The 16,040-nt window shown below is 64.8% G+C and carries 18 protein-coding genes; 10 read left to right on the forward strand and 8 right to left on the reverse strand.

The annotated features are described in order from the left end of the window. Positions 1 to 115 precede the first annotated feature (115 nt). Positions 116 to 559 carry a redox-sensitive transcriptional activator SoxR gene (soxR, locus tag LB553_RS23825; RefSeq protein WP_224516734.1) on the forward strand — a complete coding sequence of 148 codons (444 nt, stop codon included), beginning with the start codon at positions 116 to 118 and terminating at the stop codon, positions 557 to 559. Positions 560 to 721: 162 nt separating this feature from the next. Here the strand turns inward: soxR and LB553_RS23830 are convergent, their stop codons facing one another. Further along, positions 722 to 979 carry a hypothetical protein gene (locus LB553_RS23830; protein WP_112099415.1) on the reverse strand — a complete coding sequence of 86 codons (258 nt, stop codon included), beginning with the start codon at positions 977 to 979 and terminating at the stop codon, positions 722 to 724. Between the two features lie 121 nt (positions 980 to 1,100). Between LB553_RS23830 and hemF the strand changes: the two genes are divergently transcribed. From hemF to LB553_RS23855, 5 genes are all read left to right on the forward strand, one after another. After that, positions 1,101 to 2,015, forward strand: coding sequence for an oxygen-dependent coproporphyrinogen oxidase (gene hemF, locus LB553_RS23835; RefSeq protein ID WP_224516735.1), 915 nt, complete (start codon positions 1,101 to 1,103; stop codon positions 2,013 to 2,015). Positions 2,016 to 2,273: 258 nt separating this feature from the next. Further along, positions 2,274 to 2,534: a DUF1344 domain-containing protein gene (locus tag LB553_RS23840; protein ID WP_224516736.1), complete on the forward strand. Its 261-nt coding sequence runs from the start codon at positions 2,274 to 2,276 to the stop codon at positions 2,532 to 2,534. A gap of 239 nt (positions 2,535 to 2,773) precedes the next feature. Next, complete coding sequence (locus tag LB553_RS23845) at positions 2,774 to 2,959, forward strand: DUF1059 domain-containing protein (RefSeq protein WP_040989704.1); 186 nt, start codon at positions 2,774 to 2,776, stop codon at positions 2,957 to 2,959. A gap of 274 nt (positions 2,960 to 3,233) precedes the next feature. Continuing rightward, a complete protein-coding gene (locus LB553_RS23850) occupies positions 3,234 to 3,809 on the forward strand; it encodes a hypothetical protein (RefSeq protein WP_224516737.1) in 576 nt (191 codons plus the stop codon). A gap of 72 nt (positions 3,810 to 3,881) precedes the next feature. After that, a complete protein-coding gene (locus tag LB553_RS23855) occupies positions 3,882 to 4,853 on the forward strand; it encodes a S8/S53 family peptidase (RefSeq protein WP_224516738.1) in 972 nt (323 codons plus the stop codon). Between the two features lie 22 nt (positions 4,854 to 4,875). Here LB553_RS23855 and LB553_RS23860 read toward each other — a convergent pair whose 3' ends face one another. The 3 genes from LB553_RS23860 to LB553_RS23870 are packed head-to-tail and all read right to left on the reverse strand — an operon-like array spanning position 4,876 to position 7,462. After that, positions 4,876 to 6,144 (reverse strand): CCA tRNA nucleotidyltransferase, encoded by a 1,269-nt coding sequence (locus LB553_RS23860; RefSeq protein WP_224516739.1) that lies wholly within the window; start codon positions 6,142 to 6,144, stop codon positions 4,876 to 4,878. Further along, a complete protein-coding gene (locus tag LB553_RS23865; RefSeq protein ID WP_224516740.1) occupies positions 6,141 to 6,773 on the reverse strand; it encodes a CoA pyrophosphatase in 633 nt (210 codons plus the stop codon). Before LB553_RS23865 ends, LB553_RS23860 begins: the two co-directional genes overlap by 4 nt. Beyond that, complete coding sequence (locus LB553_RS23870; protein ID WP_224516768.1) at positions 6,773 to 7,462, reverse strand: DUF1285 domain-containing protein; 690 nt, start codon at positions 7,460 to 7,462, stop codon at positions 6,773 to 6,775. Before LB553_RS23870 ends, LB553_RS23865 begins: the two co-directional genes overlap by 1 nt. Positions 7,463 to 7,616: 154 nt before the next feature. Here LB553_RS23870 and LB553_RS23875 point away from each other — a divergent pair, with 154 nt between their 5' ends. The 4 genes from LB553_RS23875 to LB553_RS23890 are packed head-to-tail and all read left to right on the forward strand — an operon-like array spanning position 7,617 to position 14,445. After that, positions 7,617 to 8,621, forward strand: coding sequence for an AAA family ATPase (locus LB553_RS23875; protein ID WP_224516741.1), 1,005 nt, complete (start codon positions 7,617 to 7,619; stop codon positions 8,619 to 8,621). Beyond that, positions 8,621 to 9,535, forward strand: a complete 915-nt coding sequence (locus LB553_RS23880; RefSeq protein WP_224516742.1) for a DUF58 domain-containing protein — start codon at positions 8,621 to 8,623, stop codon at positions 9,533 to 9,535. The genes LB553_RS23875 and LB553_RS23880 overlap by 1 nt, the downstream gene beginning before the upstream one ends. Then, positions 9,532 to 12,354 (forward strand): DUF4159 domain-containing protein, encoded by a 2,823-nt coding sequence (locus tag LB553_RS23885; RefSeq protein ID WP_224516743.1) that lies wholly within the window; start codon positions 9,532 to 9,534, stop codon positions 12,352 to 12,354. The genes LB553_RS23880 and LB553_RS23885 overlap by 4 nt, the downstream gene beginning before the upstream one ends. A gap of 3 nt (positions 12,355 to 12,357) precedes the next feature. Next, positions 12,358 to 14,445, forward strand: a complete 2,088-nt coding sequence (locus LB553_RS23890; protein WP_224516744.1) for a hypothetical protein — start codon at positions 12,358 to 12,360, stop codon at positions 14,443 to 14,445. A gap of 42 nt (positions 14,446 to 14,487) precedes the next feature. Here the strand turns inward: LB553_RS23890 and clpS are convergent, their stop codons facing one another. The 4 genes from clpS to LB553_RS23910 all read right to left on the reverse strand — a co-directional run bounded on the left by clpS (position 14,488) and on the right by LB553_RS23910 (position 15,968). Further along, positions 14,488 to 14,793 (reverse strand): ATP-dependent Clp protease adapter ClpS, encoded by a 306-nt coding sequence (gene clpS, locus LB553_RS23895; RefSeq protein ID WP_224516745.1) that lies wholly within the window; start codon positions 14,791 to 14,793, stop codon positions 14,488 to 14,490. 132 nt (positions 14,794 to 14,925) lie between these two features. Further along, positions 14,926 to 15,240 (reverse strand): hypothetical protein, encoded by a 315-nt coding sequence (locus LB553_RS23900; protein ID WP_224516746.1) that lies wholly within the window; start codon positions 15,238 to 15,240, stop codon positions 14,926 to 14,928. 155 nt (positions 15,241 to 15,395) lie between these two features. Then, positions 15,396 to 15,629: a hypothetical protein gene (locus LB553_RS23905; RefSeq protein ID WP_224516747.1), complete on the reverse strand. Its 234-nt coding sequence runs from the start codon at positions 15,627 to 15,629 to the stop codon at positions 15,396 to 15,398. Positions 15,630 to 15,665: 36 nt separating this feature from the next. Continuing rightward, positions 15,666 to 15,968, reverse strand: a complete 303-nt coding sequence (locus LB553_RS23910) for a hypothetical protein (protein ID WP_224516748.1) — start codon at positions 15,966 to 15,968, stop codon at positions 15,666 to 15,668. Positions 15,969 to 16,040: the final 72 nt, after the last annotated feature.

Consider the following 16,040-nt stretch of genomic DNA (forward strand, 5'->3'; position numbering starts at 1 on the left):
GTGCCTTCCGCCGTCATTCTTGCCCAGACGCACATCGCCTTCTCCTGCAATTGCCCTATCGATATTTCTTGGCTACAAGCTCAACTTAACTTGAGGTCAAGCGGGAATTTGGGAAATGACTCCAGCGAGGGAATTGACGGTTGGCCAAGTGGCGATGCGCAGCGGTGTTGCGGTATCGGCGCTGCATTTCTACGAGGCGCGCGGGCTGATCCGCAGCCACCGCACGTCGGGCAACCAGCGGCGCTACAGCCGCGATGTGCTGCGCCGCGTCGCGATTATCCGCGTCGCCCAGGAAGTCGGCATCTCGCTGGCCGAGATTGCCGCCGTGTTCCAATCCTTGCCTGAAGAGCGCACGCCAACACGTGAGGATTGGAACCTGCTTTCGACAGCCTGGCGCGACGGGCTCGACCACAAGATCAGCCAATTGAAGAAATTGCGCGATGGCCTGACGGATTGCATCGGCTGCGGCTGCATGTCGATCGACAAATGCCCGCTTAGGAACAGGGAAGACCGGCTGGCCCGGGAGGGTACGGGGGCGAGAAGGCTGGCGGTGCGCTGACAGTCTGTCGCCAAGGCGCATTGAGATTCAGGTCAGGCCGAGTCGAAAATGGTGCTTCCGAGAACCGGAGCGGAGCGTACGCAATGTACGTGAGCACCGGAAGCGCTGGAAGCGCTGGAAGCCGCCATTTGCAGGCCGGCCTCGCCTGAATATCAATGCACCTTAATCCGCCGCCGGCAGCCGGCGCATGGTGAATTCGATCACATCGCCCGGGCGTTCGAACCAGCTTTCGATCTCGGTCCAGTAGGCCTGTTTCGGAAAACGCTCGAACCACTCCTTGGCCTTGAGGCGCGCGGCGGGCCTCGGCAGCACGAAGGTCTCGCGCAGGAAACCGTCGCGTGGCTGGCCTGCGCGCTCGGCCCGCGAGCGCTCCAGCCTCTTCTTCAAACCATCCAGCGGCGGCCTTGCCGGGGTGCGCACGAAGGAACTCCTTTGCACCTTGGTCAGACAGGACTTGACCCTTGCCTTTAAGAGATTAGGGATCGCGCGCAGAAAAAACGAGTCATTTGTCAGGCAAGCGGGCCTGTGACTGGAGACGGAATTGGAACGACCTGACCTTCCAGTGGGACTGCCGGCCGACATCGAACAGAAGAAGATGAAGGCTCGCCTCTGGTTCGAGGCCCTGCGCGAGCGCATCTGCGCCACCTTCGAGCAGCTCGAGCAGGAACTCATCGGCCCGCAAGCGTCTTGGTCGCCCGGCCATTTCGAAAAGACTCCCTGGGAGCGCGACGAAGGCCGTGGCGGCGGCGGCACCATGTCGATGATGCGCGGCCGCGTCTTCGAGAAGGTCGGCGTGCACACTTCGACCGTCCATGGCGAATTCTCCCCCGAATTCAGGAAGCAGATTCCCGGCGCCGAGGAAGACCCGCGCTTCTGGGCGAGCGGCATCTCGCTGATTGCGCATCCCTGGAACCCCAATGTGCCGGCCGTGCACATGAACACACGCATGGTCGTCACCACGCGCCAGTGGTTCGGTGGCGGCGCCGATCTGACGCCGGTGCTCGATCGTCGCCGCACCCAGGACGATCCCGACACGATCGCCTTCCATCGCGCCATGCAGTTCGCCTGCGAGAAGAACGCCGCCGTCGCCGACTATCCCAAATTCAAAGCCTGGTGCGATGAGTATTTCTTCCTGCCGCACCGCAACGAGCCGCGCGGCATCGGCGGCATTTTCTTCGACTGGCTGCATTCGGACGAGGACAAGGGCGGCTGGAACGCCGATCTCAATTTCGTCCAGGACGTCGGCCGCTCCTTCCTCGTCGTCTATGCCCATCTGGTACGGGGCAATTTCAACCGGAACTGGACCGATGGCGAGCGCGACGAACAGCTCATCCGGCGCGGCCGCTACGTCGAATTCAACTTGCTTCACGATCGCGGCACCATCTTCGGCCTGAAGACCGGCGGCAATGTCGCCTCGATCCTGTCCAGCCTGCCGCCCGAGGTAAAATGGCCGTAACGATCCGGTGAGTGCGGCGATGGCCGCATTGCTGTCCCATTCGCCGAATCTTGGCCGGCAATGTGGCAGCGACGATATCTTTTTCGTCTAATATCGTTTTGAAAAAAATGGGTTATTTAAGGTCGTCGGGTCGGGAAGCGCCGGCGGTCGAAGCGGAGATCATTTGTCTCCCGCGGCCGCGACCCGACGCGACTTGACGACCCTGATCACGCGAGGTGCCTCGCCAAATCGGGCACCCGCATTCCAGGAGAGCACGTCATGCGCAAGCTTATCGTGACGGCAGCAACCGCCGCCCTTCTCGCCTCCGGCGGCGCCGCCTTCGCAGCGGTCAAGCACACCACCGGCACCGTCAAGAGCTTTGACGGAACGGCCATGAGCCTTGTTCTGGAGGATGGATCCACATTCAAGCTGTCCAAAGCCTTCAAGGATCCCGGCATTCAGGCCGGCGAGAAAGTCCGCGTGTCCTGGGACATGAGCGGCAAGAACAAGATCGCCGAGGCGGTCAAGATCATGAAGTAACGGCCTTGCTCTGAAGGTCCAGTTCTCAGGCGGCAGGGAAAGGCGGGGCATAGCGCTCCGCCTTTTTCTTTCCAATCCGAGACAGGGGACTTTCGATGCAACCGAACCGTTGCACAGGTGTTATGATAGCCCGGCAGGTTAACCGGAAGAGGCGCGCCGCTCCCTCCCGGACTGCCAAGACAAGACATCAGGGGTGGGCGGCCAAGGTCGAACCACCCTGCGCTAGGAAAGGAAGGATCATGAAGGAATTCCAATGCGGGTCGCTGGTTCCGGGCTGTGACTGGCACACGCGCGCCGAGGAGGAAGCGGAGGTCATGCGCCGCGCCGTCGAGCATATGCGCGAGACGCATGGCGAGACCATCATCCGCGAGACGATGATCGAGGCGATCCGCTCGCGCATTCAAAAGGTTCGCGACGCCGCCTGAGCGGCCAAATTCCGGAATTCGACCAGATGGGCCGACACGCAAGAGCGGAACGCCGCTTACGCCTGCGCCCAACTCTCCGCCGGCGATCTCCCGGTCGCCGGCAGAAACATTTTCCCTATGATTCAAGCAAATTCTTATATTCCTAACGGCTCGGATAACCTTGCAGTAACGATGCACGTGCGATTCTCCGATCCATGATCCGGCCAGAGGGGCTGCCCGAGCAGCCTTCGTCATCAAGGCGCTGTCCGGAATGATGGGGCGAGGTGCTTCGCGCATGCGCGAGCGGTCCAACATCGGAGTCGGTCTCTGCGCGGCGCTCCTGTCGAGCGCCTTGCTCTTTGCGTCGCCAGTAACGGCCCAGGAATGGACGACCTCGCTCGTCGATATTCATCAGGGTTCTCCACTCAGCGATCGCGCCAGGAGCCTCGGCAATGGCGGCTATGAGTTGCAGGGCGGAAGCTGGGTATCGTTCACCCATTGGTACCATGCGAGCTGGGTCGATATGCATGCGGATCTTCTTACCCAGATCACACCCGATACCGGCATTCTTTGGGGATTTGGCACAGGCGAGCAAGCCGAGAAATACCGTATCGAGCCCAGCCTGAAGCTTGGCTTCCTCACCCAGATCCATCCCAATCCGAACAGCACGCTGTCGCTTTCCGTCACCTCGACCATCGGCGGCGGACTCACTGAAAAGCCTTGCGAAGCCGACTATGGCGACCTGGGCACCTACAGCGTCAATTGCCGGCTCGCGGCGGGCGAGACGGCGCCGGAGGAAACCTTGAAATATCTGGTCAGCGCCAAGCCGGAGACCATGCATCTCTGGTTGAATTACCGTCTCACATTCTGATTGCGGGAGCCGCAAATGAACATCATCTCGTGCCCAAATTCGCGCCCGTCCCGGTCCTCGTTGGACTGGAGAATGACCCTGAAATTGGGCGTTGCAGCCGCTTTAGCCGCCCTTTCGGCGCCGACTGCCTCGGCGCAGGAGGTCCTCAGCGCGGACGAGATGGCCGCGCTCTGCCATGGCGGCGGCTCCATCTGCGTGAGCGCAAAGATCCCGGTCGCGCGCACGACGCAAACGGTACAGAACTGGATGATCCCCGACGTCGGCGCCGCATGGGCAGCCGGCTACAAGGGCAGGGGCGTCACCATCACAATGGTCGACGACTTCAGCAGCACGTCGCGTTTTTCCGGCAATTTCGGGGTCGGCGTGCAGACCCAGCGGCACGGCGAATGGACGCGCGAGGAGGCAAGCATGATTGCTCCCGCCGCGACCATCCGCTCCAAGGATTTCTCGACGGGCACGGCGGTTTCGCTGGCACGCGGCCTCAACGTGCTGAACCTCAGCTACGGCATGTACGCCACCGCCGGCTACAGCGCGAACCAGATCTGGTGGGCTCCAGAGGAGTCCTCGATCATCTCCTACGCCACCAAAGGTTCGGCCATCGTCTCGAAGGCGGCCGGCAATGACTCTGTCGCCGTCGGCGGGGTCACCGATGGCCAGCAGGACTATCTCGACCTTGCCCTGATCGGCAAACCGACGGCGATCTTCGTCGGCGCGCTGTCGACGAACGGCACCACAGCCAACAAGGCCCAGCTCGCCTGGTATTCCGACTATGCCGGCTCCAACACGGCTGTGCAGAGCCACTTCCTGGTGGTCGGCGTCGAGGGCGACAAGACCGGTCTCTACGGAACATCTTTCGCCGCGCCGATCATCTCAGGCTATGCTGCGATCATCGGCAGCAAGTTCACCAAGGCGACGCCGGTGCAAATCACGAACGACCTGCTCAACACTGCCCGCACCGACACCCTGGTGGACTACGACCCCTCGGTCTACGGCAAGGGCGAGGCAAGCCTTTCCCGCGCGCTCGCCCCTGTTGCGATCCATTGACAGGCGCGGCCGCCTGAACAGGTTAGATCTCCAGCGCGTGCGCGGCGCGCTCCATCAGCACGCCGCGTTCCAGGGTGAAGCCCGATTCGACCCATTCCTTCTCGAGGTTCTTCAGCGTCGCGCCGAGCTTCGGCCCCGGCGAGGCGCCAAGCGCGGTCAGGTCGGCGCCTTTGATCGGAAACACCGGCTTTTGCCATTTCAGCGTGAAATTGAGCAGGCGTGAGAAACCGCCGGCTTCCATCATCGCCTGATTGTCCTCGACGGCACGCGTTCGCGCCGCGGCAAGCGCCAGCCGGATGCGGTCGACATAGCCATTGCGATCGCCGTGATAGAGTTTCTTGGCCAGTTCGGTTTCGGTCACCTTCGCATCCGGCGCAATAGTCAACGCCCAATGCCGCAGGCGGTCGGCCTCGTCGTTCGACAATCGCAGCCGCTCGCCAAGCGTCTTCATGCGTAAGGCATCGGGCGGGACGATCGCCTCCAGCCTCAGCACAGGATCGGCGGCCCAGCCGAGATCTTTTCCAGTCTTGACCAGGCCATGGATCGCGTCAATGCCCCATTTCTCGCTCTCCGGCAGCACGGCGGTGAGCACGCCGGCCTGGCGCATCCACAAGAGCGCGCGCGAGGGATCGGGCGCCGACAGCAGCTTCTTCAGTTCGGACCAGACGCGTTCGGCCGAAAGCCGCGCAAGCCCGTCCTTCAGCCTTGCGCAGGCCTTCAGCCCATCCGCGTCCGGCCGTCCGTCGCCATACCAGGCAAAGAAACGGAAAAAGCGCAGGATGCGCAGATAATCCTCCCGGATGCGCGCTTCCGCGTCGCCGATGAAACGCAGCCGCCGCGCCTCTATATCGGCAACGCCGCCGACGAGGTCGACGATCGTGCCATCGGCCTCGGCGTAGAGCGCGTTGATGGTGAAGTCGCGCCGCTCGGCGTCCGCTTTCCAGTCGCGCCCGAAGATCACTTTTGCCCGCCGCCCGTCGGTCTCGATATCGGCCCTGAGCGTCGTCACTTCATAAGGCTTGCCGCCGGCGATCACCGTGATCGTGCCATGCTCGATGCCTGTTGGCACAGTCTTGAAGCCGGCCGCCTCGGCGCGCCGGATCGTTTCCTCGGGCACGGTGGTCGCAGCGATGTCGATGTCGGCGACCGGCTGGCCGATCAGCGCATTGCGCACCGCGCCGCCGGCGACACGCGCTTCCTCTCCGCCTTGCTTCAGCGCCGCAAGCAGCTTCTGCAGATGCTTGTCGGCCAGCCAATCGGCCCTGCCCGAGAGTGACGTCTCAGCGCTCAACCGTAAAGCCTTTCATAGAGCGTGCGGATGATGCCGGCGGTGACGCCCCAGATGCGCTGGCCGCCATAGGGCATCTCGTAGAAGAACCATTCGAGCTCGTTCCACATGCGGCTGTCGCGCGCGTGGTTGGCCGGGTCCATAAGGAAGCTCAAGGGCACCTCGAAGGCGGCGTCGACCTCGTCGACATTGAGCGTCAGCGAAAAGCCGGGCCGCACGATGGCAAGCACCGGCACGATACGGTAGCCGCTGCCCGCGACATAGTCCGGCATGCGGCCGATGATCTCGACATGGCCACGATCGAGGCCGATCTCCTCGAAGGTCTCGCGCAAAGCGGCGGCCTCGGGGCTTGAATCGGTCGTATCGATGGTGCCGCCCGGAAAAGCCACCTGGCCGGAATGGCTGCGCAGCTTCTCGGCGCGTTTGGTGAGCAGCACCATGGCGCCCTCGGCACGGTCGATCACCGGGATCAGCACCGCCGCGTCGCGCAATGGCTTGATGTGCTTGAGCCTGGGATGGCCGGGATTGAAGCGATGGTCGCCGAAATCGTCGCCAGGGCCGATCGCGGCCTGCGCGGCGACGCGCGCCCGAAAGTCTGCGATCGAAAACGGCGCCGGCGTCACCTGGTCCATCACGCGCTCAGCCGTTTCAGCTTCTCGGCCGGCATGATCGGATAAACCTCGCCGCCCGAGCGGACGGCGAACATCGCCCTGCCGTCGATGTCGATCTCCTCGCCGTGCTCGACCAGTTCATACATCACCGGCCGCGCCACCAGCGCCTCCAACCGTCCGCGCACCAGCACATAGGGCTTCAACCCCCCGGTTTCGTGCTCGTCGACGAAGCGCAGCGGATGACCGGGGCCGGCCGCGACGACGTCGCCGACATTGGTACGGAAGGTGATGACCTGCTCGCCCCCGCTCCCCGACACGTCCATTTCGACGGCGATGAAGGGCGCGTCGACGACGCGGATCCCGACCCGCTCGACCGGCGTCACCAAATAGGTCTTGCCGTCGTCATCCTTGCGCAGCACGCTGGAAAAGAGCTGCACCAGCGGCATGCGTCCGATCGGCGTGCCGAGGTAGAACCATGTGCCGTCGGCCTTGATCTCCATGTCGAGATCGCCGCAGAAATCGGGATTCCAGCGCTCGACCGGCGCCGGCCCCTTGCCGGCCCGCGCCGCGCGCGAGATCAGCGCCTCCAGGCCCCGCGCCTCGGTGGCCCCAGTCAGACTCTGGTTGCTCAGATTCTGGTTGCTCAGGCTCTGTTTGCCCAGGCTCTGCTCGTCCGAGCTTGGTTCACGATGTTCGCTGCGTTCGGCCATGGTCACGAAATAGTCACTGTTGTCCCGATTGTCAGCCTTGTCCGCCCGAGTCTGTGATTTAAGTTCAATTGCAGGCGCCGGGTGAGGCCGAATCGCGGCATTCTGCGGCATTGAGAATGCAGGCCGGCATTTCCAACCACAAGGATCGAACGGCATGAGCGTGATGATCAAGGAGAGCCCGATCAGCGAAAAAGCGATGATCGAGGAAGCCGAAAAGGCGCTGGCCGACATCTCCAGGGTCCGCGACGCGGTCGGCCGGGTGATCTTCGGCCAGGAAGCCGTCGTCGAGCGCGCACTGGTGGCGCTTCTGGCGGGCGGCCATGCGCTGCTGGTCGGTGTGCCGGGTCTCGCCAAGACCAAGCTGGTCGAGACATTGGGCATCGTGCTTGGCCTCGATTCGCGCCGCGTCCAGTTCACGCCCGACCTGATGCCGTCGGACATCCTCGGCTCCGAGGTGATGGAGCAGGACGAGTTCGGCAAGCGGTCCTTCCGCTTCATTTCCGGGCCGATCTTCACGCAATTGCTGATGGCGGACGAGATCAACCGCGCCTCGCCGCGCACGCAGTCGGCGCTGCTGCAGGCGATGCAGGAATATCATGTCACCATCGCCGGAGCCCGCCACGACCTGCCCTCGCCCTTCCATGTGCTGGCCACGCAGAACCCGCTGGAGCAGGAAGGCACCTATCCGCTCCCTGAGGCCCAGCTCGACCGTTTCCTGATGCAAGTCGACATTCTCTATCCGGAGATCGAGGCGGAACGCCGCATCCTGCTCGAAACGACCGGCGTCGACGAGGCAAAGGCCGACAACGTGCTGCAGCCGGCCAGGCTCAGGGAAATCCAGACGCTGATCCGTCGCATGCCGGTGCCGGAAAGCGTCGTCGAGGCGATCCTCAAACTGGTGCGTTCGGCCCGGCCAGGCCAGGGCAATGCCGAGACCGACAAGCACGTCGCCTGGGGGCCGGGCCCCCGCGCCAGCCAGGCGCTGACCCTGTGCGCCCGCGCCCGCGCCCTATATGATGGCAGGTTGGCGCCTTCGGTCGACGACGTTCGCGCCTTGGCCGAACCGGTGCTGCAGCATCGCATGGCGCTGACTTTCGCCGCCCGCGCCGAAGGCACTTCCGTGCGTGACGTGGTGGCGAAGCTGGCAAAAGGCATCTGATGGGTCGAATAGGCGAGGTCCAGGCACCGGTTGCGACGCGCGACGCGCTCGCCCGTGGCCGGTTGCGGGCTTCACTGGTGCCGGACCTGCTGGTCGAGGCGCGCCGTATCGTCAATACGGTGATCGCCGGCTGGCATGGCCGCCGCAAGCGCGGCATCGGCGAGAATTTCTGGCAGTTCCGGCCTTATGTCGAAGGGGATTCCTCGCGCATCGACTGGCGCCGCTCGGCGAGAGATGACCATACCTATGTGCGCGACCGTGAATGGGAAGCCGCGCACACCGTCTGGCTCTGGGCCGACCCCTCGCCTTCGATGCTCTACAAATCCGCCGCGGCAAGCGTTTCCAAGGAATCGCGCGCGCTGGTGCTGGCGCTCGCCTTGGCCGAGCTTCTGTCGCGCAGCGGCGAGCGCATCGCCTGGCCGGGCCTGACCGACCCGTTCACCGCCCGCAGTGGCGCCGAGCGTATCGCCGCCCAGCTGAGCCATGCCGTTGCGCTTCCCGCCAAGCCGGATCTGTCGGCCATCCGCCGCTTCTGCGACATCGTGCTGGTCAGCGATTTTCTCGATCCGGTCGAGGAAACCATGGCTTGGCTCGACGTGCTCGCCCGCCACGGCGTGCGCGCGCATCTGATCGAGGTGGCCGATCCGGCGGAGGAAACCTTCCCCTATGCCGGCCGCACCGAGTTCACCGATCCCGAGACCGGCGACAAGCTGACCGCCGGCCGCGCCGAGATGCTGGCCGAGGAATATCGCCTGCTATACCGGGCCCGCCGCGAGGAACTGGCCGCCTGGTGCAAGCGTCTCGGCTGGAGCTACACCGTCAACCACACCGACCGCCTCGCCTCTGAGGCGCTGGTTCGTGTCCACTTGGCCATGACCGCCGACGGCACCAATTTCGGAAAGGCGGTCGCATGAGTTGGCTGCCGCTTTCCTTCGGGGCGCCCATGGTGCTGTGGGGCCTTCTGGCGCTGCCGGTGATCTGGTGGCTGCTGCGCTTCACCCCGCCCAGGCCGCAGATGGAGGTTTTCCCGCCGCTGAGAATTCTCGCCCGGGTCCTGAGGCGCGAAGAAACCCCGCAGCAAAGCCCGTGGTGGCTGACGCTGCTTCGTTTGCTGATGGCGGCGCTCATCGTGATGGCGCTGGGCGAGCCGGTCTTCAATCCGCGCGAAAAACTGCCGGCGGAAGGTGCCGCCCTGGCGCTTGTCGTCGACAATGGCTGGGCGAGCGCCGCCGACTGGAACAAGCGCGTGGCCACCGCCGAGCGGCTGATCGCCGACGCCGGCTCGAACGGCGTGCCGGTCGTGATCGCCTTCACCGCCGAGAAGCCCAATGCCGAGATCGGCCCTTTCGACGCCTCGGCCGCGCTCGATCACCTGCGTGCCGCCAAGCCGCGGCCGATTCCTACCGACAGGCCCGCCGTCTACGCCCGCGTCGCCGCCGCGTTGGAGCGCCTGCCGGGCGCCAGCGTCGTGGTGCTCGCCGATGGGCTTGCCGCCAAAGGCGACGAAGCCGCTTTCAGGACGCTGCTCGAAAAGAATGCGACACGGCTGGTCTGGGCCACGTCCGACCGGCCCTCCGTGACCGGCCTGATCGGCGCCGAGAATCAGGTCGACGGTTTCGCTTTGACCGCCATTCGCGCGCCCGGCAATCCGGCGCCGGCGCAGGTCACCGCTGGCGCCTTCGACGACAAGGGCCGCCGCATCGCCGATGCGACGCTGACCTTCGCGCCGGGCGAAGCCACCGCCACGGGAACAATGGCGGTCCCCTTCGAACTGCGCAACGATTTCGCTTCGATCGCGCTCGACGGCGAGCGCCAGGCCGGCGCCGTGCGCGTGCTGGACGAGAGCTCCAAACGCCGCCGCGTCGGCCTTCTGTCGCAGGCCGAGGCCGACCAGGCGCAGCCGCTTCTGTCGCCGCTCTATTACATCCGCCGCGCCCTGCAGCCGTTCGCCGACCTGGTCGAGCCGTCGAGCGCCGATCTGGCCGACGCCATTCCGCAGCTTCTCGACCAGAAGCCGGCGATGATCATCATGGCCGATGTCGGCACCATCCCGGCGCAGGTCAAGCAGCGGCTGGTCGACTGGGTCGACAAGGGCGGCACGCTGGTGCGCTTTGCCGGTCCCCGTCTTGCCGCGGCCGGCAATGACGACGACCTTTTGCCGGTCAGGCTGCGCAGCGGCGAGCGCGCGCTGGGCGGCGCGCTGTCCTGGACGACGCCGCAGGCGGTGACCGAATTCCCGAAGAACGGTCCCTTCGCCGATCTTTCGCCGCCCTCCGAGGTGACGGTGAGCCGGCAGGTTCTGGCCGAGCCGACGCCCGACATCGTCGAGCGCACCTGGGCCACGCTCGCCGACGGCACGCCGCTGGTGACGGGCATGAAGAAGGACAAGGGCACGCTGGTGCTCTTTCATGTCACGCCCGAGGCGACCTGGTCGAACCTGCCGATCTCCGGCAGCTTCGTCGAAATGCTGAGACGCGTCGTGCAGCTGTCGCGCAACCAGGGCGCCGCGATCGCCAATGCCGAGGCCACCGCCGCATCGCTCGCGCCCTACCGCATGATCAGCGCCGACGGCATGCTGACGCCGCCCTCACCGGATGCCCGGCCGCTGGTGCCCGGCGCCGGTCCGCTGCCGGTGACGCTGGAGAATCCGCCCGGCCTTTACGGCTCCGAAACGGGCGTCTTCGCGCATAATCTGCTCGATGCGTCGAGCACGTTCACGCCGCTGGTCCGTCCGCAGGTTTCGCTGCCGGTGACAGCCATCCCCTATGCCTTCGATGAATCGGAGAACCTGAAGGGCCCGCTGGTCGCCATCGCGCTCCTGTTGATGGTGCTCGACACTTTGGCCGTGTTCGGGATGGGCGGTCTGCTGGCGCGCCGGCCGCGCCGCGCCGGCACGGCGGCGACCGCCGCGGCCGTTCTGGTCGTGCTGGGCGGCCTCTTCGGCCATGCCGATCTTGCCCGCGCCGACGATTCCAAGCCCGGCGACACCCAGGCGATCGAAGACATTTCGAAAACCCGCATCGCTTATGTCATCACCGGCGAGCCGGGCGTCGATTCGATCAGCCGCGCCGGCCTCGAGGGCCTCACCCGTTTCCTGGTCGAGAAGACCGCGCTCGAGCCCGGCCCGCCGGCCGGCGTCGACATCGCCAAGGACGAACTATCCTTCTTCCCGCTGATCTATTGGCCGATCGATGCGACGGCGCCCATGCCCAGCCAGGCGGCGATCGCCCGCATCGACGCCTATATGCAGCAGGGCGGCACGGTACTGTTCGACACGCGGGACCAGTTTTCCAACGGCATTGGCGCCGGCTCGGCAAGCCCGGCGACCGAGCGGCTGCGCGACATCCTGGGTAATCTCAACGTGCCGCCACTGGAGCCGGTGCCGTCGGACCACGTGCTGACCAAGTCCTTCTTCATCCTTCCGGAATTCCCCGGCCGTTTCAACGGCAGCCCGCTCTGGGTCGAGGCCTCGCTCGACGCCAGCAACACCGAGAACCGCCCCGTGCGCACCGGCGACGGCGTCTCGCCGATCATGATCACCGCCAATGATTTCGCCGGCGCCTGGGCGACCGACGAGAACGGCGATCCGATGCTGCCGACCGTGCCGCCGGATCCGATGCAGCGCATCTACGCGCTGCGTGCCGGCGTCAACATCATGATGTATATGCTGACCGGCAACTACAAATCCGATCAGGTGCATGTGCCGGTGCTGCTCGAACGGCTGGGGCAGTAGATCATGAACTGGTCTATCTCGTTCGAACCGCTTCTCTCCTGGCCGCTCTTCGGCCTGCTCTTCGTGCCCTTGCTCTTGCTGGCTCTGGTCGGCCTGTGGTTCCGCCAGCGCGGATCGGCATTGCGCTTCATTGCGCTGCTCGCGCTTGCCGCTTCATTGCTCAATCCCGTTTTCCTCGCCGAGGAGCGCGAGGCGCTGAAGAGCGTCGTCGCTCTTGTCGTCGACCGCAGCCAGAGCCAGGACATCGGCGACCGCACCAAGCAGACCGACGAAGCGCTGGCCGGCCTGCAGCAGCGTCTTGCCCGCTTCAAGCAGTTCGATGTCCGTGTCGTCGAGGCCGGCAAGTCCGAAGCCGCCGACGATCGCACCGAAACCAGGCTGTTCAGCGCGCTGGAAGGCGTCTTCCGCGACGTGCCGCCGTCGCGCATCGGCGGTGCCGTCATGATCACCGACGGCGAGGTGCATGATGCGCCTGCCGGCGCGCCGGAGTTCAACGCGCCGCTGCACGCGCTGATCACCGGCAATGAGCATGAGAAGGACCGCCGCATCCGTTTCGAGAACGCGCCGCGCTTCGGTCTCGTCGGCAAGCCGCTCGACATGACCTACCGCGTCATTTCGACGGAAGGAGACGGCGCGCCTGTGGACGTGCGCGTCTCGGTCAATGGCGAGCAGGTCTCGGTCGAGCACGCGACCGTCGGCCAACCGATGAAGCTCTCGGTCACGATACCCAACGCCGGCCGCAACATCGTCCAGCTCGGCATCGACCGGGAGCCCAGCGAACTGACCGACGCCAACAACCGGGCGATTGCCCTGGTCGACGGCATCCGCGAGAATCTGCGCGTGCTCTTGGTCTCCGGCGAGCCGCATGCCGGCGAGCGCACCTGGCGCAACCTTTTGAAGTCGGACGCGTCGGTCGATCTCGTCCATTTCACCATCCTGCGCCCGCCGGAAAAGCAGGACGGTACGCCGATCAACGAATTGTCGCTGATCGCTTTCCCGACGCGCGAGCTGTTCGTCGAGAAGATCAAGGATTTCGACCTGATCATCTTCGACCGCTACCAGCACCGCGACGTGCTGCCGATCCTCTATTACGATTACATCTCCGAATATGTCGAAAAAGGCGGTGCGCTGCTGATTGCCGCCGGCCCCGAATATGCCGGCGAAAACTCCATTGCCCGCACGCCGCTCAACGCCGCGCTGCCGGCCATGCCGACCGGCGAAGTGGTGGACAAGGCCTTCTATCCGCGCCTGACCGATCTCGGCCAGCGCCATCCGGTGACGCGCGGGCTCGACGGCTCGGCAAGCGAGCCGCCACATTGGAGCCGCTGGTTCCGCACCATCGGCGTCAAGAACCCGGAAGGCGAAGTGGTGATGAAGGGCGCCGACAACCGGCCCTTGCTCCTGCTCGACCGCAAGGGTGAAGGCCGGGTCGGTATGCTCTTGTCAGACCAGGGCTGGCTGTGGGCGCGCGGCTTCGAAGGCGGCGGACCGCATGTCCAGCTCTACCGGCGCATTGCCCATTGGCTGATGAAGGAGCCTGAGCTGGAGGAGGAGCGGCTGACCGCCGACGGCCGCGGCATGGTGCTCGAAATCCGCCGCCAGACGATGAGCGACGATCCGGGTCCCGCCCAGGTGATCACGCCGTCCGGCAAGACCGTGACGGTGAAGCTCGAGAAGGCCGAGCCCGGCATTTTCACCGGAAGCCTGCTGACCAGCGAGATCGGCCTTTACCAGATCGGCAATGGCGATCTCACCGCGCTTGCCCATGTCGGTCCGGTCAACGCGCCGGAATTCTCCGACGTGGTTTCGACCGAGAACAGGCTGAAAGCGCCGGCCGAGGCGACCGGCGGCAGCGTACGGCGGCTGGCGCCGTCGTCGACGCTCGCCAATCTCGCCGGCGGCGTGACCCTGCCGTCGATCGTGCCGGTCCGCTCCTCAGCGGCCGCTTCGGGCGACGATTGGATAGGCCTGCGCACGACCGATGATAGCACGCTCAAGGCCGTGTCGCGCGTGCCGCTGTTCGGCGGCTTCCTCGGCCTCGGCCTCTTGCTGCTCGCCATCGGCTCGATGTGGTATCGCGAAGGACGGTGACGCCACCTCTTCCTTCTTCCCTTGTGAGAGAAGCGCCCTGCCCTATTCTTCCGGCTCGGTCGTGAACAGCAGCGGGTAGCCCTTGGCCTTGCCGGCATCGGTTGCGCGCGCCGCCTTGGTCTCGGCGACGTCGCGCGTAAACACCGCGACGACGCACACGCCGCGCGTATGCGCGGTGATCATGACGCGGTGCGCCTGGTCCTCGCTGAGCTTGAACTCTCCCTTGAGCACCGTCACCACGAATTCGCGCGGCGTGAAATCGTCATTGACGAGGATGACCTTGTAGAGCTTCGGCCGCTCGGTTTTCGGCTGCGTCTTGGTGCGGGGGTTGAGGACGGTTTCGGGCATCGGAATCCACCAGCGATGAACTGGGTTTTCATTTTCACTTTGTCACGCAGGAACGCGCACGTCTATTTGCCTGCGCAGCGGCAACAGGGCCAATGCGATGAAAACTCTATGTGGGGAAGCGTTCCCTGCCGGTCAACGGCCCTGCCGCCCGGCCGTGCGCGACCTGTCGGGGCCGCCTGATCCGCGCTCCAGGAGTGCGAAGAACATCCAAGCGACAAAGCCGATCATCGTCACGCCGGCCAGCACGAGCAAAATCCACGACTGCGCCGGCGTGATGTAGTCGAAGCTCGAAGAGATCAGCGGAGCGAACAGCTCAGGCTCGGTCCTGCCGCTGGCCGGATCCGGCACGGGGCTTGCGGTAAAGATCATCAACGACCGCGCGGCCGCCGTGGCGATCAGGCCGCCGAGTGTGAGCGAACGCATCAGGGACGAAAACCGCTTCTTCATGCGGATTGTCCTACTGCACCGGCATTGCAATCAGGTTAAAGGTCGCGCCAGGCGCAGCGGAAAGCTGCCGGTTGGGAGGCTTCCGTGCGTAAGCCGCTCCGGCCGAAATGGCCGGAACGGCTTTGCAATTTGCAAGATGATGCCGAAGCCCCGGATCAGGTCTTCGGGGCGTCCTTCTTGTCGGCCTTCTTGACGACCTTCTTGTGCTTCTTGGCCGTCTTCTTGACGACTTTCTTCGCCGGCTTGGCGGTGGCGTCGGCCGGAGCGGTCGTGGTGGTCGTCGTCGAAGCAGCCGGAGCGGTGGTCGTCGTCTGGGCGTTGCCGAGAGCCGGCATCGCGAACGCGAGAGCAACACCGAGGCCGAGGGCGGAGAGGATGGACTTCTTCATGGCTTCATTTCCTTTTCTTGCAGATCTGGATGAGCGTCACTGAACGGGATCGATCGGCGTCACTCCAAGCAGCTTCAAAGCGTTTGCGAGCGTCCGGATTCCCTGTGCCTGTTTCTTGTTGGCGCAGAACCGGTTTCCCTTTCTTTGCAGTGCTTTCGCCGCGGTGACCTGCGTTGCCGCGGCATGGGTTTCGAGGGCTTCGTCAACCTGACGGCTCAGATTGGTGCAACGCTCGGTCCGGGTGAGCGGGGCGACTTTCGCGGTGGAGGCGCCGGCCGCGGCTGTGATGAGTGATATGCTGAGCAAAGCACCCATCACGCTGATCCAGAACCTCTGCATTGGTCTTGTCCGTTACTCCGGAAACTTGCGTCGCAGCCGATGACCTGACCGCCACGGCACCGGTTATGCCCT

This window comes from Mesorhizobium sp. CA8, assembly GCF_020164955.1.
Taxonomy (GTDB): domain Bacteria; phylum Pseudomonadota; class Alphaproteobacteria; order Rhizobiales; family Rhizobiaceae; genus Mesorhizobium.

Bases quoted from the DNA above. Each gene is read 5' to 3' on its own strand.
- soxR (WP_224516734.1), top strand. From the start codon at position 116: ATGACTCCAGCGAGGGAATTGACGGTTGGCCAAGTGGCGATGCGCAGC.
- LB553_RS23840 (WP_224516736.1), top strand. From the start codon at position 2,274: ATGCGCAAGCTTATCGTGACGGCAGCAACCGCCGCCCTTCTCGCCTCC.
- LB553_RS23845 (WP_040989704.1), top strand. From the start codon at position 2,774: ATGAAGGAATTCCAATGCGGGTCGCTGGTTCCGGGCTGTGACTGGCAC.
- LB553_RS23850 (WP_224516737.1), top strand. From the start codon at position 3,234: ATGCGCGAGCGGTCCAACATCGGAGTCGGTCTCTGCGCGGCGCTCCTG.
- LB553_RS23855 (WP_224516738.1), top strand. From the start codon at position 3,882: ATGACCCTGAAATTGGGCGTTGCAGCCGCTTTAGCCGCCCTTTCGGCG.
- LB553_RS23865 (WP_224516740.1), bottom strand. From the start codon at position 6,773: ATGGACCAGGTGACGCCGGCGCCGTTTTCGATCGCAGACTTTCGGGCG.
- LB553_RS23870 (WP_224516768.1), bottom strand. From the start codon at position 7,462: ATGGCCGAACGCAGCGAACATCGTGAACCAAGCTCGGACGAGCAGAGC.
- LB553_RS23875 (WP_224516741.1), top strand. From the start codon at position 7,617: ATGAGCGTGATGATCAAGGAGAGCCCGATCAGCGAAAAAGCGATGATC.
- LB553_RS23880 (WP_224516742.1), top strand. From the start codon at position 8,621: ATGGGTCGAATAGGCGAGGTCCAGGCACCGGTTGCGACGCGCGACGCG.
- LB553_RS23885 (WP_224516743.1), top strand. From the start codon at position 9,532: ATGAGTTGGCTGCCGCTTTCCTTCGGGGCGCCCATGGTGCTGTGGGGC.
- LB553_RS23890 (WP_224516744.1), top strand. From the start codon at position 12,358: ATGAACTGGTCTATCTCGTTCGAACCGCTTCTCTCCTGGCCGCTCTTC.
- clpS (WP_224516745.1), bottom strand. From the start codon at position 14,793: ATGCCCGAAACCGTCCTCAACCCCCGCACCAAGACGCAGCCGAAAACC.
- LB553_RS23900 (WP_224516746.1), bottom strand. From the start codon at position 15,240: ATGAAGAAGCGGTTTTCGTCCCTGATGCGTTCGCTCACACTCGGCGGC.
- LB553_RS23905 (WP_224516747.1), bottom strand. From the start codon at position 15,629: ATGAAGAAGTCCATCCTCTCCGCCCTCGGCCTCGGTGTTGCTCTCGCG.
- LB553_RS23910 (WP_224516748.1), bottom strand. From the start codon at position 15,968: ATGCAGAGGTTCTGGATCAGCGTGATGGGTGCTTTGCTCAGCATATCA.